This window comes from Actinoplanes hulinensis (assembly GCF_019429605.1).
Taxonomy (GTDB): domain Bacteria; phylum Actinomycetota; class Actinomycetes; order Mycobacteriales; family Micromonosporaceae; genus Actinoplanes; species Actinoplanes campanulatus.
In genome coordinates this window covers 332866-359398 of sequence record NZ_JAHXZI010000008.1, presented here as the reverse complement: position 1 = coordinate 359398, position 26533 = coordinate 332866, and the positions used below count along the sequence as shown (strand labels likewise).

Sequence of the window (26533 nt, the reverse complement as noted above, 5' to 3'; positions counted from 1 at the left end):
CCTTCGCCCCGGCCGGCGGGACGGTGTGGGTTGGGCTGGACGCTCACCCCGTACCGGGAATGGGGTTGATCTTGACGACGAGGAGGAGCGCGTGCCGCAAGGGAAAGTGACGAGCGTGCCCGACGACGGGCTGACGACGCGGCAGCGGCGGCGGCAGGCGGTGTTCGCGGTGCACACCGGGCCGGGCAAGGGGAAGTCGACGGCCGCGTTCGGGATGGCGCTGCGGGCCTGGAGCGCGGGGTGGCCGATCGGGGTGTTCCAGTTCGTCAAGTCGGAGAAGTGGAAGGTCGGCGAGGAGGCCGCGCTCAAGGCGCTCGGCGCGGCCGGGCAGACACCCGTGACCTGGCACAAGATGGGTGAGGGCTGGTCCTGGATCCAGCGTGCGGGCAGCGAGCGGGACCACGCCGCCGAGGCCGCCGAAGGGTGGGCGCAGATCAAGCGGGACCTGGCCGCGGAGACGTTCCGGTTCTACGTGCTGGACGAGTTCACCTATCCGATGAAGTGGGGCTGGGTGGACGTCGAGGACGTGATCACGACGCTGCGGGAGCGGCCGGGCACCCAGCATGTGGTGATCACCGGGCGGGACGCGCACCCGGACCTGGTGGCGGCCGCCGACCTGGTCACCGAGATGACGAAGGTGAAGCACCCGATGGACGCCGGGCGTAAGGGACAGCAGGGCATCGAATGGTAGACCGGCTGGTCATCGCGGCGCCGGCGTCGGGGCACGGGAAGACGACCGTGGCCACCGGGCTGCTGGCGGCGTTCGCGCGGCGCGGGGTGCCGGTGGCGCCGTTCAAGGTGGGGCCGGACTACATCGACCCGGGCTATCACGCGCTCGCCGCCGGGCGGCCCGGCCGCAACCTCGATCCGGTGCTGGTCGGGGAGGATCTGGTCGGGCCGCTGTTCGCGCACGGGGCGCAGGGCGCCGAGCTGGCGATCGTCGAAGGGGTGATGGGGCTCTACGACGGGCGTACCGGGGCGGGGGACACCGGCTCGACCGCTCAGGTGGCCGCGCTGCTCGACGCGCCGGTGATCATGGTCGTGGACGCCGCCGCGCAGGGGCGGTCGATCGCCGCCGTGGTGCACGGTTTCCGCAGTTTCGGGACGGTGCGGCTGGCCGGCGTGATCCTCAACCGGGTCGGTTCGGAGCGGCACGAGCGGATCCTCCGGGACGCCTGCGAGGAGGTGGGCACGCCGGTGCTGGGCGCGCTGCGCCGCGCCGACGCGGTGGCCGCGCCCTCCCGGCATCTCGGGCTGATCCCGGCGGCGGAACGGCGCGCCGAAGCGCTGGCCTCGGTCGACGCGCTGGCCGCGCTGATCGCCACGTCCGTCGATCTCGAGGCGGTCGCGGCGGTGGCCCGCTCGGCGCCACCCCTGCCCTTCCGGGCATGGACACCGGTCAGCGAGACGCCGGTTCCGGGCCGTCCCCTGGTCGCCCTCGCCGGTGGTCCGGCCTTCTCCTTCTCGTACGCCGAGACGCGCGAATTGCTGGCCGGCGCCGGAGCCGACGTGGTGACCGTGGACCCGCTGCACGACAAGACCCTGCCCGAGGGGACGCGGGCACTGGTGGTGGGCGGCGGGTTCCCCGAGGTGTACGCGTCGTCGCTGTCCGCCAACGAGCCGCTCCGGGAGTCGGTGCGGTCGTTCGCGTCGGCGGGCGGGGTGATCGCCGCCGAGTGCGCCGGGCTGCTGTGGCTGTGCCGCACCCTGGACGGCGAGCCGATGTGCGGGGTCATCGACGCCGAGGCGGTGATGACGCCGACGCTGACCCTCGGCTACCGGGACGCGGTCGCGCTCGGCGACAGCCCGCTCGCGGTGGCCGGGACCCGGGTGACCGGGCACGAGTTCCACCGGACCGTGGCGCATCCGCGGTCGGGGCTGCTGCTGTCCCCGGCCGGGCAGGCGGCGTGGGCGTGGCGGGGCGCCGATCCGGAGGGGTTCGCGACGCCGTCGGTGCACGCCTCCTACCTGCACCTGCACTGGGCGGGGCAGCGCGGCATCGCGGAACGGCTGGTTCGCGCGGCGACCTCGTGACGCTGGTCGTCGGGTTCGGCGCACGCGCCGGGGTGACCGCCGGAGACCTCTCCGATGCGGTCCGCGGCGTCCTGGCCGGTGAGGGGCTGGCGTGCTGCCCGGTCGCGGTGCTGGCCACGCTCGACCGGCGGGCCGCCGAGGACGGTCCGCGGGAGTTCGCGGCCGCTGCCGGGTGGCGCCTGGCCGGGTTCCCGGCTTCCGAGCTGGCCGCTCAGCCGGTGCCCACACCCAGCGCCGCGGTCGGGACGGCGGTCGGCACGCCGAGTGTGGCCGAGGCCGCCGCCCTGCGGGCCGCCGGTCCGGGCGGCCGCCTGATCGTCCCGAAGCGGGTGCGCTCCGGCGTGACGGTCGCGGTCGCCCGGCCGGCCGGATCTTCGCGGCTGGCTGTCAGCGCTGTTTCAACGGCCGTGAGACAGCACTGAGAGCCGGCTGATCACTTGCCCGGGGGCCACTCGTGGACGGGGATGTTCTCGTGCATCAGCGGCAGGTAGCGGCGCAGCATCTCGTGCAGCGCCCGCTGCCGGTCCGCGCCCTGCGCCTCGATCTCGTGCAACGTCTCCACCTGCCAGGACGCGCCGTTGCGGTGCCGCAGGCAGCGCTGCTCGATGATGCCGAGCAACCGGTCACGCTGGGCCGGCGAGACACCCCACAGGTCCAGGCCCTCGGCGGCCTGCGGCAGAAGCCGGCGCAACACCAGCTCGGTGACCGGGACCGTGCCGTGGCCGGGCCAGAACACGCTGGCGTCGATGCCGTGCCGGGCGCAGTTGTGGAAGTTCTCCTCGGCGGCGCGGAAGCTCATCTGCGTCCAGAGTGGGCGCTCCGCCTCGGCGATGCAGCGGACCAGGCCGTAGTAGAACGCGGCGTTGGCGATGGTGTCGGCGACGGTCGGCCCGGCGGGCAGCACCCGGTTCTCCACCCGCAGGTGCGGGCGGCCGTTGACCACCGCGTAGATCGGCCGGTTCCACCGGTAGACCGTTCCGTTGTGCAGGCGCAACTCGCTCAGCTCCGGGATCTCGCCCCGCTCCAGGATCTCGGCCGGATCGTGCACGTCGCAGATCGGCAGGAGCGCCGGGAAGTAGCGGACGTTCTCCTCGAACAGGTCGAAGACACTGGTGATCCAGCGTTCCCCGAACCAGACGCGTGGGCGTACCCCCTGTGCTCTTATCTCCTCCGACCGGGTGTCGGTGGCCTGCTCGAAGAGCGGGATGCGGGTCTCCCGCCACAACTCCCGGCCGAACAGCAGCGGCGAGTTCGCGCCGAGGGCCAACTGCACCCCGGAGACGATCTGCGAGGCGTTCCAGTACGCCGCGAACTGCGCCGGGCTCACCTGGAGATGGAACTGGGTGCTGGTGCACGCCGCCTCGGGAGCGATCGTGTCGGTGGTGACGGCCAGCCGGTCCACCCCGTCGATGCGGATGTCCAGGTCCTCGCCGCGGGCCGCGAAGATCTGCTCGTTCAGCAGCTGGTACCGGGGATTGACGGTGAGCGCCTCGCCGGTGAGGTGCTCACGCCGCAGCGTCGGCAGGATGCCGATCGTCACCATGTGCGCGCCGGCCGCCCGGGCCCGCCGCTCCGCCTGATTCAGACTGGCCCGAAGGCCACGCTCCAGCTCCGCGAAGTCGTCGCCGGCCAGCCGCCGCGGCGGCAGATTGATCTCGATGTTGAACTGCCCCAGCTCCGTCTGGAAGTCGGGGTCGGCGATCGCGCCCAGCACCTCGGCGTTGCGCATCGCCGGATCGGCGTTGCCGTCGATCAGGTTGAGCTCGATCTCCATGCCGGTCAGTGGCCGTTCGAACTCGAAGCGTGCCTCGCGCAACATCGTCGCGAACACGTCGAGACTGCGGCGGATCTTCTGCCGGTAGCGGGTCCGGTCCTCACGGGTGAAATCGGTCTGGTCGACTTTCTCGCCCACCGCGCACCACCTTTCGAGCCGTCAGAGACGCCAGGAGACCGCGCGGCGCCGTAGCCGCCATCCCCTGCGCCCATGATGACCGCTGTCGATGGTGTGGCGCCCCGTGGCGACCGTCCATTCTCGGCAGACTGGCAAACGATCTTCCATGGGCGCTGTCTCTACCCGGACCGGCCGGAAATCATCCCAGCAGGGCGGCCAGCAGCCCTCCGGCGATCGCCACTCCCACCGCCGCCTGGAGCAGCAGCGCCGGGCCCATGTGCGACCACTGGGTCGGGATGCGCGGGGTCAGCGGCTGCATGGTGGTCAGGTTCACCACCTGCACGAGGCGGACCGGGAGCGTCGGGTCGGTCTGCGGCTGGGTACGGACCTGGACCAGATCGCCACGGTGCAGGGCCGACTGGGGGAGCTGGCCGTGCATCTCGATCTCGTACGTCTGGCCGAGGTCGTCACGCAGCCGCACCGGCGTCACCAGGAACTCCGGGCCCTTCCGGAGCTCCTTGAGAGTGCGCCGGGACGGTTTCATCCGCAGCAGGGCGCCGATCATCTGGGCGATGCCGGCGGCTACGTAGACGGCCAGGGCGATCGGGCGTCCCACCCGTACCTCACGGGTGTAGGAGGCTTGGAAGCCGAGAAACCGGCCGGTGATGATGGGACTGACGTGCCGGAGGATCCGCTCGCGGTGCAGTTCGGTGTCGTCCATGGGGGGTCACCTCCTGGATATACGTCAAATGCTACGGAGGGAATCTGCTTCACCACCGTGAGTGAATATGCAGTCTCTGCATACCGCCTGCTCCGCCCGGCCGCCGCCGGATCACCCCGATTCGCCCGCCCAGCCCCGCTGATCTGCACAGATCTTCGGAAAATCACCCTTCCGGAGCACTCGAAGGGGTGAACTGGAGCCGGGCCGTGTGAACCCGGCAAGACCGTCGTGCCGTCCCGGCACGTGGACAGCCGGGGATGGGGGGCGGAGACCGGTGAAGGCATACGTCAAACCGGAGAGCGTGCTGGCGACCGTCGCGCGTGAGATGGCCGAGGCGCACGGCGGTGGGTCCGGCGCCCATGCCGCCATGACGCACTGTCCCGCCTGCGGTGAACCGCTGCCCTGCCGTGCCGCACAGTCCGCGGCCGAGGTCCTCGTCGCGGCCGGGCTCGCCGAGGAGTCCGGTCTGGTCGCCGCGACCCGTCCGGCGTGGGTGCCGGACTCGTCCGGGTTGATGCCGTCGGCGGTTCCCGGGCCGCCGCCGTGGGCCGTTGAGGAGTCCCCTTCCTATGACACCGCACCTGCTTCTTCGTACGGTTCTGCGGCTGCTGCTCCAGAATTTCCCGCCCCGCCTGCGGACCCTTCCCTGGGGTACGACCACCTCGGCATGCAGGGGGTTGACGCGGCCGGAGCGGATGCCGCCGGGTTCGGGCCGCTGGATGGTGGGCCGGGGACAGATGCCGCCGGTTTCGGGCCTCTGGGCGGTGGTGGGGTCGGGGCGGGCGCCGGAGGCTCGCCGGGCCCGGCCGTCGACCCGGCCGCGGTCGCCGGTTCCGCCGCGGCGGGGACGGGCCACGCGCAGGGCCCGCTCGCCGGGCCGGGAACGCCCACCGCCGGGCCTGCCGGGCCTGCGGGGCCTGCGGGTCGTGCCGGGCCTGCGGGTCCTGCCGGGCCTGCCGGTCCCGCCGGGCCTGCGGGTCGTGCCGGTCCGGCCGGCCCGATAGCCGGATCCGTTCCGGCTCCCGATGGAATGCCCACGCGGGGTGCGGTACCGATGCCTCCGCCGCCGGCCTACGACCCGCTCGCCCCGGGTCCGGCCGCGGAGAGCGCCGGGCCCGCCGGGGGATGGCCGGCTTCCGGGCCCGGAAGTTGGCCACCACCGCCGGCCGCCTCGGCGGAGAGGGAGTCGCGGCCCTGGCCACCGACCGAACCGTCCGTGCCGTCGTGGGTCACCGAGGAGACCGGGGCATGGGCGGCTTCGGGCCGGCCGGAAGGTAACCGGCCGCCGTGGCTGCCCGGTGAGCCGGGCGATTCCGGGATATCGATCCCTGGGGTTCCGGGCTCACGCTTCACGGATTCGCCCGGCTCGGGTTCGTCGGTCCCGGGCTCGTCCGTTCTCGGTGCGGGCCGTGTGGAAGGCAGGGAGAGCGGCGGTTCCGGTGGGGTGGGCGGGGGCTTCCCCGGCGGGACATCGGGTGGCGCCGGTGGCGGTGGGATTCCGGACGCTGGAGCCACCCCTGCCGTCCCGGCGGCCGGCAGGGGTGTCCCAGGACCGGCCGACGCCATCCCGGGAGGCGGCCCGGCAGGAGCCGTTCCGCCCGAGATATCCGGCATTGTGGTGGGTGGATTGATGCAGGCTGGGCCGGTGCTGGGCGGCTCGCTGCCACCCAGTCCGGCGACTCCCGGGTTCCGCGATCCGGGGATGGCCGGTGCCGGTGGTCCTGGGCTCCAGGATCCGGGGATGGCTGGTGCGGGTGACTCCGGGTTCGGCGATCCAGGATCGGGTGGTTCGGGTCGCTTCGTGCCGGGTGGCGCGGGCGCGCCGGGAGATACCGGCCAGGGGCCCTACGGAAGCGCTGGTCAAGGCTCGGACGAGCCGGTGGCGGGCGACCGGGGGCGGAGTTCGGCTGGGCCGGACGCGCAGGGGTACGGCACAGCCGGGGCCGGGGCCGGTGGCTTCGGAGACGAGGGACCGGGCCCGGCGAATCAGGCGGGATCCGGGCCGGGATCGCAGGCGCCCGCCGGGGGCGGCCCCGCCGTGGACAGCCCGCGCGCCCCGGAGGATCTGGGCGAGCTGATCCGGCGGCCGCCGCCCTACAGCCAGCAGAACCGCCCGCTCGACGCGCCCCGATTCACCCGCTCGGCGCGCCCCACCCAGGCGGCCGGTGGTGGGTTCACGACTTCGCCCGCGCCGGATGCGACAGCGGCTTTCCCGGCGGCCGCCGCGACGCCCGCCGCGTCCGCTCCCGCCGGCTCGGCGCTCCAGGCGCCGGACATGGGCCGGCACGGCTCACCCACGGCGGGCGAAGGAATGGCGACCGGGGCGCCGGCGCCGGACATGGGGCAGGACAGCACCGGCCGGTCGGCGGGTCGGCACGGCCTGGGCCGGTCCCCGTTGCAGGTGCCGGACATGGGCCAGGAGGGCACCGCCCGATCGGCGGACGCGGGTCAGCAGGACCCGGCCCGTTCTCCGCTGCGGGCTCCCGATACGGGTCAGCACAACGAGCCCACCCGAAACCCGCTCCAGTCGCCGGACATGGGCCAGAGCACGGGCCGGTCGCCGTTGCAGGCGCCGGACATGGGCAAGTCCACGGCCCGTAGCCCGTTGCAGGCGCCGGATTTGGGCCAGAGCACGGGCCGGTCGCCGTTGCAGGCGCCGGACATGGGGCAGTCCGCGGCCCGTAGCCCGTTGCGGGCGCCGGACATGGGCCAGTCCACGGCCCGGAGCCCGTTGCGGGCGCCGGACATGGGGCAGAGCACGGGTCGGTCGCCGTTGCAGGCGCCGGACATGGGGCAGTCCGCGGCTCGCAACCCGTTGCAGGCGCCGGACATGGGGCAGCACGATGCCCCGGCTCGCAGCCCGTTGCAGGCGCCGGACATGGGCCGGAGCGCCCCGGCCACCGCGGGCCCGCCGGGAGCGGAGGCCGCGCCGGCGGAGGGTGGGGGCACGCCGTCCGGCCTGCCGTCGCGGGGCGGGGTGGCGCCGGTCCGGCCGGATGAGCCCAGCGCGCCCGAGGCGCACCACGACCCGTCGGCCGAGCCGAGTGGTCTGCCGCCGCGGCATCCGCGGTGATCCGGCGAAGGACGGCGCGGCCCCCGTACGCCGGATGTGTTTGGGCGGTAACCGGATCGGGCGATAGCGTCCGGATAACCGGGAGGGCGACGGATAGCCGGTTTTGGGCTGATTCCGACGCCGCCGGTGGGGGACTGCCGATGAGGCGGCGTCTCCGCCGGGGACGTACCGGGAAGGGGTGACATGCCCGTGCGAGGTCAGTTCGGTGAACCGGCCGACAACACGCTCGAGGATCTCGACACCGCGGCACTGGAGTTCGCGGTGGGCCGGGAGGGCGCCACTCCGGCCGAGGCCGAGCTGCTGCGCGAGGACCTGCTCCGGCACTGTCTGCCGTTCGCCGGACGGCTCGCCCGCCGCTACCGCGGCCGGGGCGAGCACATGGAGGATCTCGAGCAGGTGGCCCGGCTCGGCCTGGTGAAGGCCGTGGACCGGTACGACCCGGGCCGCGGCTCATTCACGGCGTACGCGGTCATCACCATCTCCGGCGAGTTGAAGCGCCACTTCCGGGACCGCACCTGGGGCGTGCACGTGCCCCGGCGGGTTCAGGATCTGAGTCTCGAGGTGGGGCACGCCTCCATGGTTCTGACGAGCGCGCTCGCCCGTACCCCGACGGTCGCGGAGCTCGCGGAGCACCTGGGGGTGAGTGAACCGGCCGTGCTGGAGGCCGTCGAATCGGCCGCCGGATATTCACCGGCCTCGCTGAACGCGCCGGTCGCCGGGGACGGGGCGGCCGAGTTCGGTGATCTGATCGGCGAGGTCGACGACGATCTCGAGTCGGTGACCGACAAGTTGACCGTCACCGACCTGCTGCTGCGCCTGCCGGCCCGGGAGCGCCGGATGCTGGCGATGCGCTTCTACGGCAACCGCACCCAGGCGGAGATCGCCGCCGAGCTGGGCATCTCACAGATGCACGTGTCCCGGCTGCTGAGCCGGGCCCTCTCCTGGCTGCGCGAGGCGATGCTCAGCGACGCCCCGCCGCCGTGGGAGGGCGAGTGCCGGGCCGGGCACCGGCACGGCATGGACGTCTCGGTGACCCGCGAGGGCACGGCGCTGCGGGTCCGGGTGTGCGGCGAGGTCGACCGGGACACCGCTGATCGGCTGCGGACGAGGCTGCGGCACGCGATCACGACGGGCGGGGCCGCCTCGGTCGTGGTGGATCTGACGGCCGTTCCGCTGCTCGACGCGGCCGGTGTGTCGGTGCTGCTCGACGCGGTCCGGGTGGCGGCCCGGGCGGGCCGGGAGCTCTGCATGTCCGGCGCCCAGCCCTATGTCGCCCGGATCCTGGCGGTGTCCGGCCTGGCCGGTGCGCTGCGGCACTGCTGACGGCTCACCGGTGCAGCGACGCCCACACCACTTTGCCGTCCTTCGACGGCAGCCATCCCCACGTGTGCGCCAGCTCCCCGACCAGCAGCAGACCGCGCCCGCCCGCGGCTTCCGGGGCGATCTGTCCGGTCGGATCCGGCGGCACCGGGGAGCCGTCGCGGACCGCGATGTTGAGATAGCGGGGGCGCAGCGTCAGGTGCAGCGTCATCATCGTGTGGACGTGATCGACCACGTTGGCCACCAGCTCGGTGGCGATGAGGCTGGCCGGGGCGACGAGATCGGGCAGGTCCCAGCGCAGGCAGGCCTCGGTGGCGACGTCCCGGGCGTGCCGGGTGGAGCCGGACACCGGCAGCAGTTGCTCGCTGAGCGAGGGCCGGATCCGCCGTTCGTCGCGCAGGTGGGCGGTCGCGCCGGCCAGGTCGTCGTAGAGCGGCAGCCCGCGGAAGGCGCCGGCGAGCAGCAGCCTCCGGGTCTGCGCCGGTGGCCCGCAGATCAGCACGGGGGTGCCCGGCCACCGGGCGGCCTGGCGCAGCACCGCGGTGAAGACGGCCAGTGCCAGCGACTGAACGACGTGCAGCCCGGCCAGGTCCACCAGCAGGGCGTCCGGCTGTTCGGCGAGACATTTGAGCAGGCGCTCGCGCAGCGCGACCGCATCCGTCAATTGAAGTTCGCCGGTCACCGCGATGACCAGGTTCGCGTCGTCGTCGCGCGTATCGCACCGGATCGTCATGGCTTCGCCTTCCTCAGGGCGGCGGCTTACCCGGCGTCGTGGGTGGTAAACGTCAGGCCGTCTCCATCACGATGATGGCCCCGTTTCCGTCGGCGGGGCCACCGTCGCGCCGCCGTAGCGGGGTGCACGCGACCCGTACCGTTATCGGGCGCCCGCGCCGGTTGACCGCGTCGAGTTCGGTCTCGGCGGAGGCGCCGCCGGCGCCGAGCGAGCCGCGCAGCAGCGGCCGCACCCGGTCGATCGGCAGGCCGATGTCGAGGTTGAGGAAGTGCTGACCGATCACCTCGCTGGAGCGCAGCCCCCACAGGTCCTCGGCGTGCCGGTTCCACATCCGGATCCGCAGGTCGGCGTCGACCACCGCGACCCCGGCCTGGAGGCTGGTCAGCACCGTCTCCAGGAACGCGTTCGCCTCGTCCAGCCGGGCCGTGCTGATCCGCAGCTGGTCGTTGATGCTCTGCAGCTCGTCGTTGGTGGACTGGAGCTCCTCGTTCATGGTCTCCAGCTCCTCGTTCGTCGACTGGAGTTCCTCGTTGCTGGTCTCCAGTTCCTCGACCGTGGACTGGAGTTCCTCGTTGGTGGTCTCCAGCTCCTCGTTGGTCGACTGGAGCTCCTCGTACGCCGCCTCGAGCTGTTGGTTGGCGTGTTCCAGCTCGTCCTGCAACCGCCGGGCCGCGGTCACGTCGTGGAAGATCAGGTTGACGCCGAGCAGGCCGCCGTCGGCGTCGCTGAGCGGGCTGACCTGAACCGCCAGGTGGACGGTCTCGGAGCCGCGGACGTATTCGACGTCGCTGACCCGCAGGGTGCGGCGCTCCAGCTGGGCCTGCTCGATGAAGCGGCGCAGCTCGACCGGACGGTAGGAGAGGTCCAGGTCCCGGAAGGGCCGGCCGATGTCCCGCGAGGACACCCCGAACAGTTTCTCCAGCTGCCGGTTGGTGAGCGCGACCAGGCCGTCCGGGGTGAGCGCGAGCTGGGCCAGCGGGCTGGCCGTGAAGGTCTCGTCGCACAGCTCGTCCAGCCCGGTGACCCGTTCGGGGACGGCCTGCGGCGGATCGGCGAAGACGGCGCCGGGGGCGTACGGGCGGGGGACCCGGCGGAACACGCGCCGTTTCAGGTCGATCGGCGTGAACAGGCTGGAGTGGCCGAGCAGCATCTCCGCCTTGCCGAGGAAGAGCACGCCGGTCTCGGCCAGGGCGAAATGGAACCGGCCGAGGATCCTCGCCTGCGTCTCGGCGTTGAAGTACATCAGGGTGTTACGGCAGGTCAGCAGGTCGATCCGGGAGATCGGGGCGTCCTGCACCAGATCGTTGCGGCCGAAGATGACCGAGCGGCGCAGGTCCTTGCGGAAGACGAACCGGCCGTTCACCTGTTCGAAGTACCTCTCCACCAGTTCGGGGGCGAGACCCTGCACCTCGCGGTCTCCGTACGCCGCCTGGCGGGCCTCGTTGAGCTGCTCCTCGTCGACGTCGGTGGCGTAGATCTTGACGCGTTCCTTGAACCGCTCCACGCCGAGGATCTCGGCCAGCGCCATGGCCAGCGTGTACGCCTCCTGGCCGGAGGCACACCCGGCCGACCAGACCCGGATCATCGAGTCGCCGGGTCTGCCCGCCACCATCGGTTCGAGGACCTCGTCCCGGAGGTACTCCCAGGCGTCGGCGTCCCGGAAGAACGCGGTCACGTTGATCAGGATGGTGTTGAAGAGCGCGGTGAACTCGTCCGGGTGGACCTGTAGATGGTCCAGGTACTCCGGACAGCCGGGAGTGCCGACCTGGCTCATCCGGCGCCGCACCCGCCGCATCAGGCTCGAGCGCTTGTACCCGGTGAAGTCGAAGCCGCGGGTCTCCTTCAGGTACACCAGCAGCGCTTCGAAGGTCGGGTCCGTCTCCTGCACGTGTCGGAACCTATCGCACGTCACACCGGATCGGCCTCGGCGGAGCGCGGGGTGTCAGCGGGTTCGGCGGTGGAGCCGGGCCGGGCGATCAGCGCCTCCGGCGACCACGTCACGGTGCCTGGGCGGCGGTGTCATAAGGCGGCTCCGGTGCTGAGGCGGCTCCAGACGACCTTGCCGTCGCTGACCGGCAGGACACCCCACGTCTCGGTGAGGTCGCGGATCAGGCGCAGGCCGCGGCCGCCCACGTCGGTGACCCCGGGGTCGAGGGCGCGCGGCATGCGGCGGTCGCGGTCGCGTACCGCCATGATGAGCCGTCCACCGCGCAGCCGCAGCGTGAAATCCATGCTGGTGTGGGCGTGCCGGACCACATTGGCGACCAGTTCGGTGGCGACCAGCGCGGCCGTCGCCGTGACGTCGGAGCGCTGCCAGCCGGCGCACGCCTGGGTGACGAGGTGGCGGACCTGGCGGCAGGCCTCGGGCACCGGGCGCAGACGGGCCCGGACGGTCGGCGGATCCGGCTCGGCCCGCGCCCCGGCCAGGGACTCCGGGGCCCCGTCGGCCAGTTCCAGGGCGGCGCACCCCGGTTCGGCGGCGAGCGCGGCCCGGGTCGCCGGATCGGCGCCGCACACCACGATCGGCACCGCCGGGAACTCCTCGGCCCGGCAGACGACCTCGCCCAGGGCGGGCAGGGCCAGCGGGTCACCGATGCGTAACCGGGCGACGTCGAGGATCACCCGGGACGGCTGCACCGAGAGGCTGCGGCGGATCGCCGCGCCCAGCGCGTCGCCGGTGATCCGGTCCAGGGTGCCGCTGATGGCCAGGACCGAGACCGGAAGATCCTGCTCCGGACGGCAGACCAGCTGGCTGGGCATTCCCCTTCCTCCTCCGCCGGCGGACGTCGACCACATGAGGTGCCCTGCGCCCGCCCGGAGCAAACGTCGGAAAGAACTCCTGGTCACCGCCATGGAGCCACCAGCGGTGATCACCTTCTGATGGGCGGGCGGGAGTCAGCCGCCTGAGACGGGGCAAAATGAAGTACCGTTGCGCGCCATGGGTGTGTCGCAGCGGCTGAAGAGCCGGTTCCGCAAGTTTCTCCAGCGTCCGGGCACGACGGTGGATCTCGGGCCGTTGTCGAAGCGGCTCGGTGCGATCGAGGCGCGTGAGGACGCGCTCAAGGAGCTCGACGACGCGGCACTGACCGAGGCCGCCCTCGATGCGACCGACTACGCCGAGATCTGCGCCATCGGGCGCGAGGCGGCCCGCCGGGCGATCAGCCAGCGGCCGTACGACGTGCAGCTGCTCGGCGCCATGGCCCTGCTCGACAAGCGGGTCGCCGAGATGGCCACCGGTGAGGGCAAGACGCTCACCGCCACGATCGCGGCGTACGGGCACACCCGCCTCGGCAACGGGCCGGTGCACGTGCTCACCGTCAACGACTACCTCGCCAAGCGCGACGCCGAGTGGATGGAGCCGATCTACACGCTGCTCGGCCTCACCGTCGCCTCGGTGACCGAGCTGATGACGCCGGAGGAGCGCCGGGAGGCGTACGCCGCGGACGTCACCTACGTATCGGTGAGCGAGGCCGGCTTCGACTACCTGCGCGACCAGCTGGTCACCGACGTGGCCGACCGGGTTCAGCGCGACCTGGCCACCTGCATCGTGGACGAGGCCGACTCGATCCTGATCGACGAGGCCCGGGTGCCGATGGTGCTGGCCGGCAGCACCGCGGTGGAGAGCGACCCGGTGCACGAGGCCGCCGCCCTGATGAAGGAGCTGCGCAAGGGCAAGCACTACGAGGTGGCCGAGGACGGCCGTAGCGTGGCCTTCACCGACGACGGGCTCAAGCACGTCGAGGAGCAGCTCGGCGGCATCGACCTGTACGCCGACGATCAGGTCGAGGTCCTCTCCGCGGTGAACGTGGCGCTGCACGCGCACGCCCTGCTGCGCCGCGACGTCGACTACATCGTCCGCAACGGCGGCGTCGAGCTGATCGACGAGATGCGCGGCCGGGTGGCGCAGCGCCGCCGCTGGCCGGACGGGCTCCAGGCGGCCGTCGAGGCGAAGGAGGGCCTGTCCGCCACCGCCGAGGGCGAGGTGCTGGACACCTGCACGGTTCAGGCGTTCATCGCGCTCTACCGGACGGTCTGCGGCATGACGGCGACCGCCGTGCACGTCGGCGAGCAGCTGCGGGAGTACTTCAAGCTCGAGGTCGCGGTCATCCCGTCGAACACCCCGAACATCCGTGAGGACGACGTCGACCGGATCTACTCGGCGCACGACATGCGCGACGAGGCCCTGGTCGAGGAGATCAAGATCGCCCACGAGTCGGGGCGGCCGGTGCTGATCGGCACCCTGGACGTGAAGGCCTCCGAGCGGCTGGCCCGCCAGCTCGCCGACGCCGGGGTCCCGTCCAACGTGCTGAACGCGAAGAACGACGCCGAGGAGGCCGAGATCATCGCGGAGGCCGGTGCGCTCGGCGCGGTGACCGTCTCCACCCAGATGGCCGGACGTGGTGTCGACATCCGCCTCGGCGGCAGCGACGAGAAGGACCGCGACCGGGTGGTCGAGCTCGGCGGGCTGTACGTGATCGGCTCCGGCCGCCACGACAGCCGCCGCGTCGACGACCAGCTCCGTGGCCGGGCCGGCCGACAGGGCGACCCGGGCCGCTCGGTGTTCTTCGTGAGCCTCGAGGACGAGCTGGTCTTCCGGCACGCCGGCGACATCCTGCCGGCCTCCCCGCGGATGGACATCGACGGCGTCGTGCACGACGCCCAGGTGGAGTACGCGGTGGAGCACGCCCAGCGGGTCGCCGAGGGCGTGAACCACGAGATCCACAAGAACACCTGGCGGTACAGCGTGGTGATCGAGCAGCAGCGCCTGCTGCTGGCCGAGCGCCGTGAGCGCCTGCTCACCTCCGAGGTGGCGGCGATCATGCTGCTGGAGAAGGCGAAGGAGAAGGCCGAGGAGACCGACGAGGACGTGCTGTCCGACTCGGCCCGTGCCATCGCGCTCTACCACCTGGACCGGCTGTGGGCCGAGCACCTGGCGTACCTGTCCGAGGTGCGCGAGGGTGTGCACCTGCGGGCGCTGGGCAAGCTCGACCCGCTGGACGAGTTCCACCGGGCCGCGGTGCCCGCCTTCCAGGAGCTGCTCACCCAGGTCGAGGCGCGGACCATCGAGACCTTCGAGGAGGTCGACCTCACCGACGGCTGGCAGCCGGACCGGGCGGAGATCGTCCGGCCCAGCGCCACCTGGACGTACCTGGTGCACGACAACCCGTTCGGCTCCGAACTGGACCGGCTGATCGCGGCCGTCGGCCGTCGCCTCACGTCGGGCGGCTGAGAGCGGGCTGAGAGATTGATCTCCTGGGGCGCCGCTCGTGCGGCGCCCCAGTGTCTTCTGCAACCCCGCACAGTTTGAAATCTTCGCCGGCTCCGTGGCCGCCCGATCGCCCTCGGCGACGGGTCCCCACGTCGGGCGTGTGTCACGTTTCACCACTGCCCGCGTTCGGCAACGTTTAATGAGGCTGACAGAAAACGTTCCCGAAATGCATTTGTGTGACGCGCGACAATATGGAACGTCTTTCCCACACTGTGGTTGGCGACTTGACCCGCGATCGGGCGGGCGGGAAATATCGTCCCCGCTTTACGCACAGTGATCAGTCATATTCGCTTGCCGCAGCAAATTCTGGGGGATACACCAATGCCGGTCAGCGCATTGTCGCCGCGAGCCGATCGTCGTTCCGCCGGACCGGGCCGGGGTGCCGGTCGTCGTTCCGCCGAGCCCGCGCTGACCGTGACGCTCGCGATTCCGCTCACCGGCGACGCGATATCGCCACAGGCGCACCGGCTGCTCGCCGCGGTCCGTGAGCTGGTCGAGTTGAGCCGGGGGACGGTGACCGTCGAGCAGGCCCCGCCCGTGGACGCCGCCGAGCCGGTCGCTGACGAGCCGGAGAGCGTTCCCGCGGGCCCGGAGGTGCGTCTGCTCACCGCGTCGCGTCAGGCGCTGCTGGAAGGGGAGGCGCTGCCGCTCACCCGGCTCGAGTTCGACCTTCTCCAATACCTCGCCGAGCGGCCCCGCCGGGTGTTCACCCGGGCGCAGCTGCTGGCCGCCGTGTGGGGCTACGAGCGGGCCGGTGAGCGGACCGTGGACGTGCACGTCCGCCGGCTGCGGCTCAAGCTGGGCGGGCAGCTCCCGCTCATCACCACGGTGTACGGCGTGGGCTACCGGCTGGCCGACGACGCCCGCATCGTGGTCCTGCCGCACGACTGACGGTTTCCACATGATCTCCACCGCCGCGAACGAGAGCCACTGACGGATGCACGTCCGCCCGCTCTCCTTCGAGGTCCTGATCGAGGATCTCGCCGACCGTCTCGCCAGTCGGGAATCCGACAAAAATCTCCGGGTGGCTGTCGACGGGGCCGATGCCGCGGATCCGGCCCGTCTGGCCGACGCTCTCGTCGACCCGCTGCGGGTCCGCGGCCGCCCGGCGGTACGGGTCGAGACCAGGGATTTCCTGCGCCCGGCCTCGGTGCGCCTGGAGTTCGGGCGGACCAATCCGGACTCGTTCTACGACGGCTGGTTCGACGAGGCCGGGCTGATCCGCGAGGTGCTGGCCCCGGCGGGCCCGGACGGTTCCGGGCGGATCGTCGAGCGTCTCTGGGACGCGACCGCCGACCGGGCCGCCCGCCAGCCCTACCGGCGGCTCCCCGCCACCGCGATCGTGCTGGTCAGCGGCCCGCTCCTGCTCGGTTCGGGGCTGCCGTTCGACTACTCCGTCCATCTCGAGCTGTCCCGGGCCGCGCTGTCGCGGCGCACCCCGCCGGAGGCCGCCTGGACGCTCCCGGCGTACCACCGCTACACCGCCGAGGTGGCCCCGGAAACCATCGCTGACGTGGTCGTTCGTCTCGATGACCCGAAGCGCCCGGCCCTGGTGGTGAACGATTGGTGACGCTCGGCACAAGACCCGCGTGCCGAGTCCGTGGCGGATCCGACCACTGACAGTTATGCTCCGGTTACTTTTTCGCGGGGGTCCCGTTTGGGATCTCCGGCGGTGGGTATCGACCGGCTCCACATGTGGAGCCGGCCGGGACGAGGGTGACCCGGCGGATGGCCACCGGCTGGGGCTGAGGGAAGGGCAGGGGGACTGCATGCTCGTCAACGGAGCGGTTGTTGCGGGTAAGGGCGCGGGCGCGGCGAAGGGCTTACGCTCGGTCGAGGAGATCGAGCAGATCCGGGTGATCCTGCAGAGCCGATTCGAGGAGCTCAACACCGAGTACGAAGAGGCCGTCGCCCAGAACACCCGGCTTCGGCTGGTCGAGATCGGCGACGCTGCCGGCGACGACCAGGCCGACAGCGGATCGAAGACCGCGGAGCGCGATGCCGCGACCTCGCTGTTGAGGACGCTGCTGGACCGGCGGACCCAGGCGGAGCACGCGTTGCACCGGCTGGACGAGGGGACGTACGGGAACTGCGAAGGCTGCTCGAACCCGATTCCGGTCGAGCGCCTGGAGGTGTTCCCCTCGGCCACCACGTGCGTCAACTGCAAGCAGGTGCGCGAGCGCCGGGCCAGCTGACCGGTCGTCCGGGCCCGTCCGTGCGGCGGGCCCGGGATTGCCGAATCCGGCGACGTCATTTCCGACAATGGTGGCGGTCATCACGCATGCGCAATTCCGCACCGATTACCGGCGCGGCCGGACCCGCGGAACCCGGCTGATCCTCCGATCGCGGCGTTCCGCCTCGGCCGCCATCACACCGGCGTCGATCACGGCGGCGCCACCCGGATCGTTGTTGAAGAACACAAAGAATTCCGGTCCGTCGCAGCGGTCCAGCCACGACCTCAGTGCCGCACGGCCGTAACGGGGCCAGGGTTTCGCGGCTCCTTCATGAAGCCGTAGATATCCGAAATCCGCGGTGCGCCAGAGCGGGGTGACCGGCCGCCCGCGACGGTCGGCCCAGCAGAGCGCCGCACCGCGCCGTCGCAGCAGGCGCTCGCAGTCGGGCGTGAACCAGCTGTCGTGCCGCGGCTCCACCGCCACCCGGACATCACCCGGGAAACGGGCCAGCGTCTCGTCCAGGGCGCCGAGATCGGCCCGCAGGGTCGGTGGCAGTTGCAGCAGCACCGGGCCCAGCCGGTCGCCGAGCCCCGACGCCCGGTCCAGGAAACGGGCCACCGGCTCGGCCGGCTCGCGCAGCCGCTTCACGTGCGTCAGGAAACGGCTCATCTTGACCGCGACCCGGAAGCCGTCCGGCGTCCGCTCCCGCCACCGCTCGAACGTCGTGCGCTCCGGCAGCCGGTAGAACGCGTTGTTCACCTCGACGGTCGCGAACGCCTCCGCGTAGTGCTCCAGCCACGCCCGCTGCGGCAGCCCGGCGGGATACAGGAACCCGGCGCCGTCGGCCCCCTTCTCCGGCCGCCAGTCGCGGTACTGCCAACCCGAGGTCCCGATCCACAGCATGCCGTCCTCATACCCGGGTAACTTCCGTCTCATGACGGACACACCCGACGAACAGCGGACCGACGAGCCGGAGGAGCCGTCCGGCGACTACGAGTACGACGAAGCGCACGGCGGCGGCGACAGCGAGCCCGACGTGCCGGCCGCCCTCCGCGAGGAGGCGCAGCGGCGGGTCAGCCTGGCTGGGCGAACCGCACCGCGCTGAACAGCAGCCCGGCCGTCAGCAGGCCGGTGCCGAGGACCGTCACCACGGCGGCCGTGTCCAGGCTGGTCTCACGGCGGTCGGCGATGAGTTTCGCCGTCACCACGGCCAGGACCGGGCAACAGAGCAGCACCAGCAGCGCCACCACCGGGGCGGCCTGCTGCCACTCGCCGCCGGCCGCCTCGCCGGTCCGGGTGACCAGCAGGTTGCCGGTCACCCCGAGCAGGCCACCGGCCAGCCCCAGCAGCACGAAGACCAGCTTGGTGCCGAAGGTGATCGGCCGGGCCGGAGGCGTGTACTTGACCCGGCTCTCCACCTCGTCCAGATAGTCCGCCGCGTCCCGGTCACCGCGCTGCCGGGGGATGCTGGCCGGCGGCAGGGTGCGCCCGAACCGCTCGGCGGCCGGCCCGATCCGGTGCACGAACTCCGACCACAGCCCGGCCGCGCGGGCATCCACGTGCTCCAGGTCGCGCCGGGCCCGGCGGACCGCCAGCTCGGCGTCCTCCAGCTGGCCGGCGGCCTCCCGGACCGCGGTGTCGGCGGCGGCCCGGCGCTCGGTGTGCCAGCGGTGCGCCTCGTCGCGCAGGGTGGCCGCGCGCTCGTCCAGGGTGGTGAGGCGGCGCAGCACCGTCCGGTAGTCCGCCCGCTCGAAGTCCGCCGGCTCCAGCTCGCTCATGGCGCCACCTCCGCTTCGCTCCGGCGTCGCCATGAGTTCAAGACCGAGCCTGATGATTCGCTCGCAAGCTCGCTCATGGCGCCACCTCCACTCCGGTCATGCGTTTCCGTAGGGGATGAGCACCTCGGCGCCGCGATGGACCGAGCGGTCGAAGTGCAGGGCGCGCCACGGGCGTGGGTACCAGTTCGGCGCCCCCGTCCCCGGGTAGTACGGCGACAGCTCGCTGCCGTGCACGTCCAGGGCCACCCAGGAGCCGATCGCGTCGGTCCGGGCGGCGTGCCCACCGAGACTGTCCCGCAGCAACCCGGCCCCGCGCCACCAGCCCAGCACGTGCAGCCGCCGCTCCGGACCCTGGCGCAGCACCGTGCGCAACTGGTCACCGGCCGCCTTGCCGCCGGGCAGCGCGTCGGCCGCGTAGATCAGGATGAAGTGCGGCCGGTCGGCCGGCCACGCGGCGGTCGCCTCCGCGGCGGCGTCCTCGAGCAGCCAGTCCACGTTCTCCGCGTCGTACCACCCGCAGTCCGGGATCCGTGCGTGCAGCGCCTCGGCGGCCGCACGGGCGTCGGCGTCCAGGCAGACCACCGAGAACCGGGCGCCCTCCGGGGTGAACTGTGCGGCCAGCGAGCGGCCCGCGGTCGCCAGCACGGCACAGGCCTCGTCCACCCGGGTGCCGAGAACGGCCAGGTTCCGGCCGGGGGCACGGCGCAGCACGGTACGAGCGGAGCGTGCCGTCACGTCGATGGTCTCGCCGAGCAGGGCGATCGGCGCGGCCGGCGACGCGGCGGCCCGCAGCCCGCGGAAGTCCGGGCTGTCGGCGAGTTTCGGGACCACGTCACCGTCGAACAGCCGGGGCGGCCCCATCTCGGGCGGGCGCCGCCGCCACAGCCGGTGCTGGAGCGCGGACCACTGCTCCCGGTCGCCGGCCGCCGGCACCCGGACCACCCGGTTCGCCTCGGTCGCGCCGGAGTCCGCGTTCACCACGGCGTGGTAGCGGGGCAGCGAGTCGGCCGCCGCGTTCGTCTCGGCCAGCACCCGGCGGGCCCGGGGCAGCGCGATCCGCAGACTGAACTGGGCCACCAGCGCCGGCCGGCCCCACAGCGCCTCGATGCCCGACACGTCCTGGCTGGCCAGAATCAGGTGGATGCCCTGCGAACGACCCCGCCGTGCCAGGTCCTCCAGCAGGTCGACCGCCTCGGCGGCGACCGCGTCCCGGCCGGCCAGCAGGACCTGGAACTCGTCGACCACCGCCACGATCCGCGGCCACGACCCCTCCGGATCCTCGGCGCGCAGCTCGGCCAGGTTGGTGACCTCGTGCTGTTTGGCGGCGTCGGCCCGGCGCCGCAGCTCACCACTGAGGAACCGGAGCAGCGCCAGCCCGAACTCCCGGTCGGTGTTGACGTTCACCCCCACCAGGCGCACGTGCGGCAGCCACGTCGGGTCCCGCCGGCCCGGCGCGAACCGGGCGAACGACACCCCCTCCTTGAAGTCGAGCAGGTAGAAGGCCAGCTCACGGGGGGAGTAGCGGGCCGCCAGCGCACCCAGCCAGGCGTAGATGAAGTTGGTCTTGCCGGTGCCGGACGGTCCGGCGATCAGCGCGTGCGGCGGATAGTCGCTCAACGTCACCAGCACCCGGGGACCCTGCGGACTGTCGCCGAGCGGCGCGGTCAGCCCGGTGGCCGACTCCTCCCGCCACTCGTCACCGGCGCCGGGAAGCAGGCTGTCCAAGGCCACCGGGGCCGGGCCGGCGGCCACCGCCTCGGCGATCTGCCGGCAGGTCACGGTCACCAGGGCCGGCGGCGGGCCGGGATCCAGCCGGACCGGGAGCGCACCGGCGCTCTCGATCCGGGCGCCGTCACCGGGAGCGGCCGCCACCGACTCGACGTCCGGGCCGGGCTCCACGGACAGCCCCCGGATGATCAGGTGCACCCCGCACGCCGCCCCGGTACGCAACAGCCGGTCCAGCTGGGACCGCTCGTGCCGGGACAGCTCCCCACCGCCGAGCAGCACCGCCACCCGCCACGGCTCCGGGCGGCGCCTGGTGGCCCGGTGCAACTCGCGCAAGGACGAATACTCCCCGGCCAGCACCGTCTCGTTGATCCGCCGGACGTGCCCGACCAGCTCGTCGAGCAGCTTCTCCAGCCCGCCCGGCCCGACGAAGGTGAGCACCCCGGCGCTGGCCAGCGGCGCGAACCCGGCCAGGCCGCCGCCCAGGCTCTCCGGGTCGTACCCGATGATCTGGACGTGTCCCGGCGGGCTGCTGCCGAGCGCCCGCAGCAGCAACCCGGCAGCCACGTCGTCACCGGCCCGCCGGTCGCCCTCGATCACGATGTGCCCGTGGTCGAGCAGCCGCACCAGGGCCGGCACCTCGGGCGGCCCGTCCTCTCCGGCCGGCCCGGTCACCGGCGTCGGCTCGCTCTCCGCCCCGGCCGTCGGCTCGGTCACCTCGCCCGGCGCGCCGGCCCACGCGCCACCGGCCCAGGCGTCGCCGTCGCCCGGCCCGGTGGTCCCGGGACGCTCGGTGCGGACCGGTGACGGCACCGGCGCCTCGGGCAGCATGAGGCGGCCCACCCGCAGCTCGGCGGCGGCCTCCAGCGGGGTCACCTCCCAGCTGTGCCAGGGTTCGCCGGCCGCGCCCGGCGCCGCCCGGTCGGCCGCGCCGGCCGCCGCGCCGGCCAGCGCCGCCAGCTCGGTGTCGTGCCAGGCGTCGATCTCACGGATCCGCTCGTCCCGGGTCGCGGCCAGCTTCCGCCTGCGCGCCGCCGCGGCCGTGCCGACCTTGCGGTGCCGCGCCTCGGCCTCCTCCAGAGCCGCCTGCGCCCGCTCCAGCGCCACCTGCGCGGCGCCGAGCGCGTGGGACAGCCCGGCGCGGATCTCCATCACCCGGTGTTTGGTGGATTCAGCCATGACCTGCCGGCATCGTCGCAGTTACGGAAATCCGGGTGCGGCTCACCGGTCGTCCTCCGGGGCGCCGGGGCGGGACCGGGCCGGCTCCGGCGCGTCCGGGGACAGGGCGTCCGCGTCGCGGCCCAGCCGGGCCAGCAGGATCCCGGTCAGGACGCTCGCGGTCACCGCGGTGTCGGCGGGGTGGCCCGGCGGCCGGTCGCCGCGCTTCTCCTGCTGTTCCTTGACCGGCACCCGGCAGATGCGGTCCAGCAGGGTCTCCAGCACGCCCGGCTCGGTGCCCGGCAGCAGCGCCCGGACCCGGCCCTCCGCCGCCGTCCGCAGGCGGGGCACGTCCTCCGGGCGGGGATCGTGGCCGAGCAGGTCGCCGGCCAGCCGGTGCAGCACCGGGGGAGTGACCGCGGACAGGCCCAGGCCGGTCGACGCGTTCACCGCGTGCAGCTCGCGCCCGAGCCGGGCCCGGTCGCCGGAGCGCACCCCGGCGGCGATCCGGCGCAGCAGCTCGGCGGAGTCCGGGGACTCGCCGGATCCGGAGCGCTCGCCGGGCGGCTGCTCGCCGGTGAGCTCGGTGACCCGCCGCTGCCACCACGGGCCCAGCGTCTCGACCCGCTCGGCCTCGATCCGCTCCGGGCGGGGGCGCTCCTCCTCGCGGCGCAGGCCCTCGCGCCACTCCTGGCCGGCCGGGGCGCCGGGCACACCGGTCAGCCCGAGGACCGCGAGATAGCGGTCGAGGGCCTCCTGGGCGCCCCGCAGGGCGGCGGCCGCGTTCTCCACGTGCTCGGTGGCGTGGCCGAGCCGGGCCACGCCGATGTCCTGACTGGACTCCTCCTGGACCCAGCGGATCAGCTCGGTGGCGGCGCGCAGCTTCTCCATCGCCGCCGTCACCAGCCCCATCGGCAGGTCGTCGGAGGTTGCCCGGAGCTGGGCGCCGAGTTCCTGGAGCAGCGACATCGCGTCAGAGGCTCGCCGTGTAGGTGTGCGCCTGCTCGACCGCCGCGACGGTGGCGTTGAACCCGTCCTCCAGCTGCTGCTCGGCGTGCGAGAGCGAGGCGTGGGCGGCGCCGACCGCGTCGCTGGCGCTGCCGTCGAGGGCGGCGGCCAGGCTCTGCTGGGCCTCGCCGAGCTTCTCCTTCGCCGCCTGAATCGCCTGTTGCCCCTCGGTGACCTGCTGAAGCGCGGCCTCCACGGCAGCTCTGAGTTCGGCGACACTGGCCACCCGGGCAGCCTCCTGTGCGGGTTCCACGACTTGCTGTCCCAGCCTACCGCCCGGTTCCGGCCCGGCTGTCCTCGGTCGCCCGGATTTGGCAGACCGTGCCAGGCGCGGCACGGCACCGGGTTCCCCCGGCACGGCCGAAGATCGCGCAGGTGGGATCGTATCGAACGAAGATCCACAGTGGAGACCGGGGGCCCGGCGCCCCCGATCGGCGGTGACCCGACACCCGCCCCCCGGGTGACCGACACGCCCTCGACCGTGGGCCGGGCCGGAGAGCCGCGGGGAGCGTCAGCGGGGGACCGAGGAGGGGCCGCGGACCTCGGCGCCCAGGGCGGTGACCCGGGCACGGAGTCCACGGTCGGCGGTCACGACGACGGTGCGCCTGGTGGCGGCGCTCACCCGTACCAGATCAACGATCTTGTCGTCGCCGGAGCCGGCGGCGCGCTCGACGCGCACGCCGCCCGGGGCCCGCGCGATGTCCCTGGCCCGGCCCTCGACCACCAGGACCACCTCGACGGGGGCCGGGACGTCCGGAAGGCCGGCGGCGGGCACCGCGGCCAGGCGGTCACGGAGCCGCTCGGCCGCGCCCGCCCGGTCGCGCCACCAGCCGTCCGGAACCGAGCCGACGACGTTCGCGCCGTCGACGACCACCAGAGGAACATCGGGGTCGCGAGAATCGGGCGCCAAGAACTCCGGGGTCAGGGAGGGTGGATCGGAGGGGGCAGCCATGAAGTTGAGCCTACTGGAGTCAAGTTTTCGCGTGATCCGGGAATCGCCGGGGCGGTTCACGCGGTTCCAACCCCCCGGACGGTGCGAGTTTGCCGCCCGGGCGGCCGGGTAGCCCCTGCGGGGGACCAGGGCCCGAGGTACCAGGAGAAGAGAGACAGATGAGCATCGGATCGTTCGGGCCGGCTGGGCCCGGCCAGTGGGACGACCTGTTCGCGCGCTTCTTCGGTGCGGCGGAGCCGCGCCGGGCGGCGCAGCGTTTCGACATCGCGCGTTACATGAGCAACGACGCCCGGCAGGTGCTCGCCGATGCGGCACGCCGGGCCGCCGAGCTGGCCGGTGGCGGCCGCCCGGCCGACCTGGACACCGATCACCTGCTCTGGGCGGTGCTCCAGCAGGAGCCGATGAGGCAGACCGTACGGCGGGCCGGCGCCGACCCGGACCGGCTCCTCGCCGAGATGGGCCGCCCGGCTGAGACGGCCGGCGACCCGCCGGAGAGCATCGCGCTGACCCCGGCCGCCAAACGGGCGCTGCAGGACAGCCTGCAGATCTCCCGGGCGGTCGGCGCCTCCTACATCGGCCCGGAGCACATCCTGATGGCGCTCGGGCTGAACACCGACTCCGCGGCCGGCCGGCTGCTGGCCGGGCGCATCGTCGACCCGCGCACCATCCCGCACCACAGCGAGCTGCCGAAGCCGTCCGGCGTCAGCCACACCCCGGCCGCCCCCACGCCCACGCTGGAGCAGTTCGGCGTGGACCTGACCGAGTCGGCGCGGCGCGGCGAGATCGACCCGGTGGTCGGGCGGGCCGATGAGATCGAGCAGGCCGTCGAGATCCTGTCCCGGCGTACCAAGAACAACCCGGTGCTGATCGGGGAGGCCGGCGTCGGCAAGACCGCGATCGTCGAGGGCCTGGCCCAGCGGATCGTCGACGGCGAGGTGCCGCTCACCCTCCAGGACAAGCGGGTCGTCCAGCTCGACCTGGCCGGGCTGGTGGCGGGCACCAAGTACCGCGGTGACTTCGAGGAGCGCCTGAAGAAGGTCATCGACGAGATCCAGGCCTCCGGCGACAACCTGATCGTCTTCCTGGACGAGATCCACACCCTGGTCGGGGTGGGTGGTGGCGGCGAGGGCGGCGGCATGGACGCCAGCAACATGCTCAAGCCGGCGCTGGCCCGCGGTCGGCTGCACGTGATCGGCGCGACCACGCTCGACGAGTACCGCAAGAACATCGAGAAGGACGCGGCCCTGGCCCGCCGCTTTCAGCCGGTCCTGGTGGGTGAGCCCAGCGTCGGGGACACCGTGGCGATCCTGCGCGGCCTGCGGGACAACTACGAGGCCCACCACCAGGTCCGGATCACCGACGAGGCGCTGGACGCCGCGGCCGTGCTCTCCGACCGGTACATCACCGACCGGTTCCTGCCGGACAAGGCGATCGACCTGATCGACCAGGCCGGCGCGCGGGTCCGGCTGCGCACCAAGACGCCGGACGCCGACCGCCGTGAGCTGGAGCGCCGGCTGGAACAGCTGTCCCGGGACCGGGACCAGGCGGTCGCCGCCGAGCACTACGAGCAGGCCTCCGGGCTGCGCGACCAGATCAACTCGCTGAAGGCGAAGCTGGCCGGCGGTGGCGCGGGCGCCGCCGCGGTGCCGCAGGTGACGCCGGACGAGATCGCCGAGGTGGTGTCGCGGTCCACCGGCATCCCGGTGGCCCAGCTCACCGAGGCCGAGCGGGACCGGCTGCTCCGCCTCGAACAGCACCTGCACGGGCACGTCATCGGCCAGGAGGAGGCGGTCGGCGCGGTCGCCGAGGCGGTCCGCCGGTCGCGGGCCGGGCTGGGCGACCCGAACCGTCCGGTCGGCAGCTTCCTGTTCCTCGGCCCGACCGGCGTCGGCAAGACCGAGCTGGCCCGGTCGCTGGCCGAGGCGCTGTTCGGCGAGCCGGACCGGATGATCCGGCTGGACATGAGCGAGTTCCAGGAGCGGCACACGGTGTCGCGGCTGGTCGGGGCGCCGCCCGGGTACGTCGGCTACGGCGAGGCGGGACAGCTCACCGAGGCGGTCCGGCGGCGGCCGTACAGCGTGGTGCTGCTGGACGAGATCGAGAAGGCGCACCCGGACGTCTTCAACATCCTGCTCCAGGTGCTCGACGACGGGCGGCTCACCGACAGCCAGGGGCGGACGGTCAGCTTCAAGAACACCGTCCTGATCATGACCAGCAACCTGGGCGCCGACCTGATCAACGGCAGCACCCGCAGCGTCGGCTTCGGCGGCGCGGAGACCGGCCGTTCCGTCGCCGAGGAACTGCGCGACCGGCTCGACCGGCGGCTCAAGGAGCAGCTGCGGCCCGAGTTCATCAACCGGATCGACGAGATCATCATCTTCCGGCAGCTGGACAACGACCAGCTGCGCCGGATCACCGAGATGCTGCTCGAGGAGACCCGGCGGCGCCTGCACACCCAGGACGTCGCCATGGACATCACGCCGGCGGCGGTGGACTGGCTGGCCGAGCGGGGCTTCCAGCCCGAGTTCGGAGCCCGGCCGCTGCGCCGGACCATCCAGCGCGAGCTGGACAACCGGCTGTCGAAGATGCTGCTCGCGGCGGATCTCGCCCCCGGCCGGACGGTCCGGGTGGACGCCCGCGACGGTTCGCTCACCTTCGATGTCGCGCTGACGGCCGCGCTCTGATCCCGGTGGCGAC

23 protein-coding genes are annotated in these 26533 nt (G+C 73.0%); 12 read left to right on the top strand and 11 right to left on the bottom strand.

Annotated elements, in window-relative coordinates:
- The first annotated feature begins 91 nt into the window (after positions 1-91).
- From cobO to KZ829_RS17600, 3 genes are read left to right on the top strand one after another with little or no spacing between them, the layout of a single operon-like run.
- Positions 92-691, top strand: a complete 600-nt coding sequence (cobO, locus tag KZ829_RS17610) for a cob(I)yrinic acid a,c-diamide adenosyltransferase (protein WP_220144971.1) — start codon at positions 92-94, stop codon at positions 689-691.
- Positions 685-2034, top strand: a complete 1350-nt coding sequence (locus KZ829_RS17605; RefSeq protein WP_220144970.1) for a cobyrinic acid a,c-diamide synthase CobB — start codon at positions 685-687, stop codon at positions 2032-2034. The genes cobO and KZ829_RS17605 overlap by 7 nt, the downstream gene beginning before the upstream one ends.
- Positions 2031-2456 (top strand): cobalamin biosynthesis protein, encoded by a 426-nt coding sequence (locus tag KZ829_RS17600; protein WP_220144969.1) that lies wholly within the window; start codon positions 2031-2033, stop codon positions 2454-2456. The genes KZ829_RS17605 and KZ829_RS17600 overlap by 4 nt, the downstream gene beginning before the upstream one ends.
- Before the next feature lie 11 nt (positions 2457-2467).
- On the opposite strand, the gene KZ829_RS17595 is transcribed toward KZ829_RS17600, so the two are convergent.
- Both KZ829_RS17595 and KZ829_RS17590 read right to left on the bottom strand, forming a co-directional pair.
- Positions 2468-3946: a glutamate-cysteine ligase family protein gene (locus KZ829_RS17595; protein ID WP_220144968.1), complete on the bottom strand. Its 1479-nt coding sequence runs from the start codon at positions 3944-3946 to the stop codon at positions 2468-2470.
- A gap of 178 nt (positions 3947-4124) precedes the next feature.
- Positions 4125-4646, bottom strand: coding sequence for a hypothetical protein (locus KZ829_RS17590; RefSeq protein WP_183219286.1), 522 nt, complete (start codon positions 4644-4646; stop codon positions 4125-4127).
- A 569-nt stretch (positions 4647-5215) separates the two neighbouring features.
- Here KZ829_RS17590 and KZ829_RS17585 point away from each other — a divergent pair.
- The 3 genes from KZ829_RS17585 to KZ829_RS17575 all read left to right on the top strand — a co-directional run bounded on the left by KZ829_RS17585 (position 5216) and on the right by KZ829_RS17575 (position 9042).
- A complete protein-coding gene (locus KZ829_RS17585; protein WP_220144967.1) occupies positions 5216-5650 on the top strand; it encodes a hypothetical protein in 435 nt (144 codons plus the stop codon).
- 1034 nt (positions 5651-6684) lie between these two features.
- Entirely contained in the window at positions 6685-7719 is a 1035-nt protein-coding gene (locus KZ829_RS17580; RefSeq protein WP_220144966.1) for a hypothetical protein, read from the top strand.
- Between the two features lie 183 nt (positions 7720-7902).
- Positions 7903-9042: a SigB/SigF/SigG family RNA polymerase sigma factor gene (locus tag KZ829_RS17575; RefSeq protein ID WP_220144965.1), complete on the top strand. Its 1140-nt coding sequence runs from the start codon at positions 7903-7905 to the stop codon at positions 9040-9042.
- Positions 9043-9046: 4 nt separating this feature from the next.
- On the opposite strand, the gene KZ829_RS17570 is transcribed toward KZ829_RS17575, so the two are convergent.
- The 3 genes from KZ829_RS17570 to KZ829_RS44005 all read right to left on the bottom strand — a co-directional run bounded on the left by KZ829_RS17570 (position 9047) and on the right by KZ829_RS44005 (position 12532).
- Entirely contained in the window at positions 9047-9772 is a 726-nt protein-coding gene (locus tag KZ829_RS17570; protein ID WP_220144964.1) for an STAS domain-containing protein, read from the bottom strand.
- Between the two features lie 52 nt (positions 9773-9824).
- A complete protein-coding gene (locus tag KZ829_RS17565) occupies positions 9825-11660 on the bottom strand; it encodes a CheR family methyltransferase (RefSeq protein WP_220144963.1) in 1836 nt (611 codons plus the stop codon).
- 131 nt (positions 11661-11791) lie between these two features.
- Positions 11792-12532 (bottom strand): ATP-binding protein, encoded by a 741-nt coding sequence (locus KZ829_RS44005; RefSeq protein WP_220144962.1) that lies wholly within the window; start codon positions 12530-12532, stop codon positions 11792-11794.
- A gap of 178 nt (positions 12533-12710) precedes the next feature.
- Here KZ829_RS44005 and secA2 point away from each other — a divergent pair, with 178 nt between their 5' ends.
- The 4 genes from secA2 to KZ829_RS17540 all read left to right on the top strand — a co-directional run bounded on the left by secA2 (position 12711) and on the right by KZ829_RS17540 (position 17236).
- Positions 12711-15002 (top strand): accessory Sec system translocase SecA2, encoded by a 2292-nt coding sequence (gene secA2 / locus KZ829_RS17555; protein WP_220144961.1) that lies wholly within the window; start codon positions 12711-12713, stop codon positions 15000-15002.
- A 453-nt stretch (positions 15003-15455) separates the two neighbouring features.
- On the top strand, positions 15456-15932 hold the full coding sequence (locus tag KZ829_RS17550) for a winged helix-turn-helix domain-containing protein (RefSeq protein ID WP_308285535.1): 477 nt from the start codon (positions 15456-15458) through the stop codon (positions 15930-15932).
- Positions 15933-15978: 46 nt separating this feature from the next.
- Positions 15979-16611 carry a nucleoside/nucleotide kinase family protein gene (locus KZ829_RS17545; RefSeq protein ID WP_220144959.1) on the top strand — a complete coding sequence of 211 codons (633 nt, stop codon included), beginning with the start codon at positions 15979-15981 and terminating at the stop codon, positions 16609-16611.
- 199 nt (positions 16612-16810) lie between these two features.
- Positions 16811-17236 (top strand): TraR/DksA family transcriptional regulator, encoded by a 426-nt coding sequence (locus KZ829_RS17540; RefSeq protein WP_220144958.1) that lies wholly within the window; start codon positions 16811-16813, stop codon positions 17234-17236.
- A 105-nt stretch (positions 17237-17341) separates the two neighbouring features.
- Here KZ829_RS17540 and KZ829_RS17535 read toward each other — a convergent pair whose 3' ends face one another.
- Positions 17342-18151 carry a DUF72 domain-containing protein gene (locus KZ829_RS17535; protein WP_246635757.1) on the bottom strand — a complete coding sequence of 270 codons (810 nt, stop codon included), beginning with the start codon at positions 18149-18151 and terminating at the stop codon, positions 17342-17344.
- Between KZ829_RS17535 and KZ829_RS17530 the strand changes: the two genes are divergently transcribed.
- Entirely contained in the window at positions 18150-18320 is a 171-nt protein-coding gene (locus KZ829_RS17530) for a hypothetical protein (RefSeq protein ID WP_220144957.1), read from the top strand. The two genes, KZ829_RS17535 and KZ829_RS17530, sit on opposite strands and share 2 nt — an antisense overlap.
- Here the strand turns inward: KZ829_RS17530 and KZ829_RS17525 are convergent.
- The 5 genes from KZ829_RS17525 to KZ829_RS17505 form a co-directional block, all read right to left on the bottom strand.
- Entirely contained in the window at positions 18289-18993 is a 705-nt protein-coding gene (locus KZ829_RS17525; RefSeq protein ID WP_183219261.1) for a hypothetical protein, read from the bottom strand. The two genes, KZ829_RS17530 and KZ829_RS17525, sit on opposite strands and share 32 nt — an antisense overlap.
- A 96-nt stretch (positions 18994-19089) precedes the next feature.
- Positions 19090-21897 carry an FtsK/SpoIIIE domain-containing protein gene (locus KZ829_RS17520; RefSeq protein WP_220144956.1) on the bottom strand — a complete coding sequence of 936 codons (2808 nt, stop codon included), beginning with the start codon at positions 21895-21897 and terminating at the stop codon, positions 19090-19092.
- Positions 21898-21939: 42 nt separating this feature from the next.
- A complete protein-coding gene (locus KZ829_RS17515) occupies positions 21940-22845 on the bottom strand; it encodes a hypothetical protein (RefSeq protein WP_220144955.1) in 906 nt (301 codons plus the stop codon).
- 4 nt (positions 22846-22849) lie between these two features.
- The gene (locus tag KZ829_RS17510; protein ID WP_220145019.1) at positions 22850-23110 is read right to left on the bottom strand and encodes a hypothetical protein; all 261 of its coding nucleotides are present in this window, start codon (positions 23108-23110) and stop codon (positions 22850-22852) included.
- Between the two features lie 285 nt (positions 23111-23395).
- On the bottom strand, positions 23396-23836 hold the full coding sequence (locus KZ829_RS17505; RefSeq protein ID WP_246635756.1) for a hypothetical protein: 441 nt from the start codon (positions 23834-23836) through the stop codon (positions 23396-23398).
- Positions 23837-23994: 158 nt separating this feature from the next.
- On the opposite strand from KZ829_RS17505, the gene KZ829_RS17500 reads away from it, so the two are divergent.
- The gene (locus KZ829_RS17500) at positions 23995-26520 is read left to right on the top strand and encodes an ATP-dependent Clp protease ATP-binding subunit (RefSeq protein WP_220144954.1); all 2526 of its coding nucleotides are present in this window, start codon (positions 23995-23997) and stop codon (positions 26518-26520) included.
- Positions 26521-26533 lie beyond the last annotated feature (13 nt).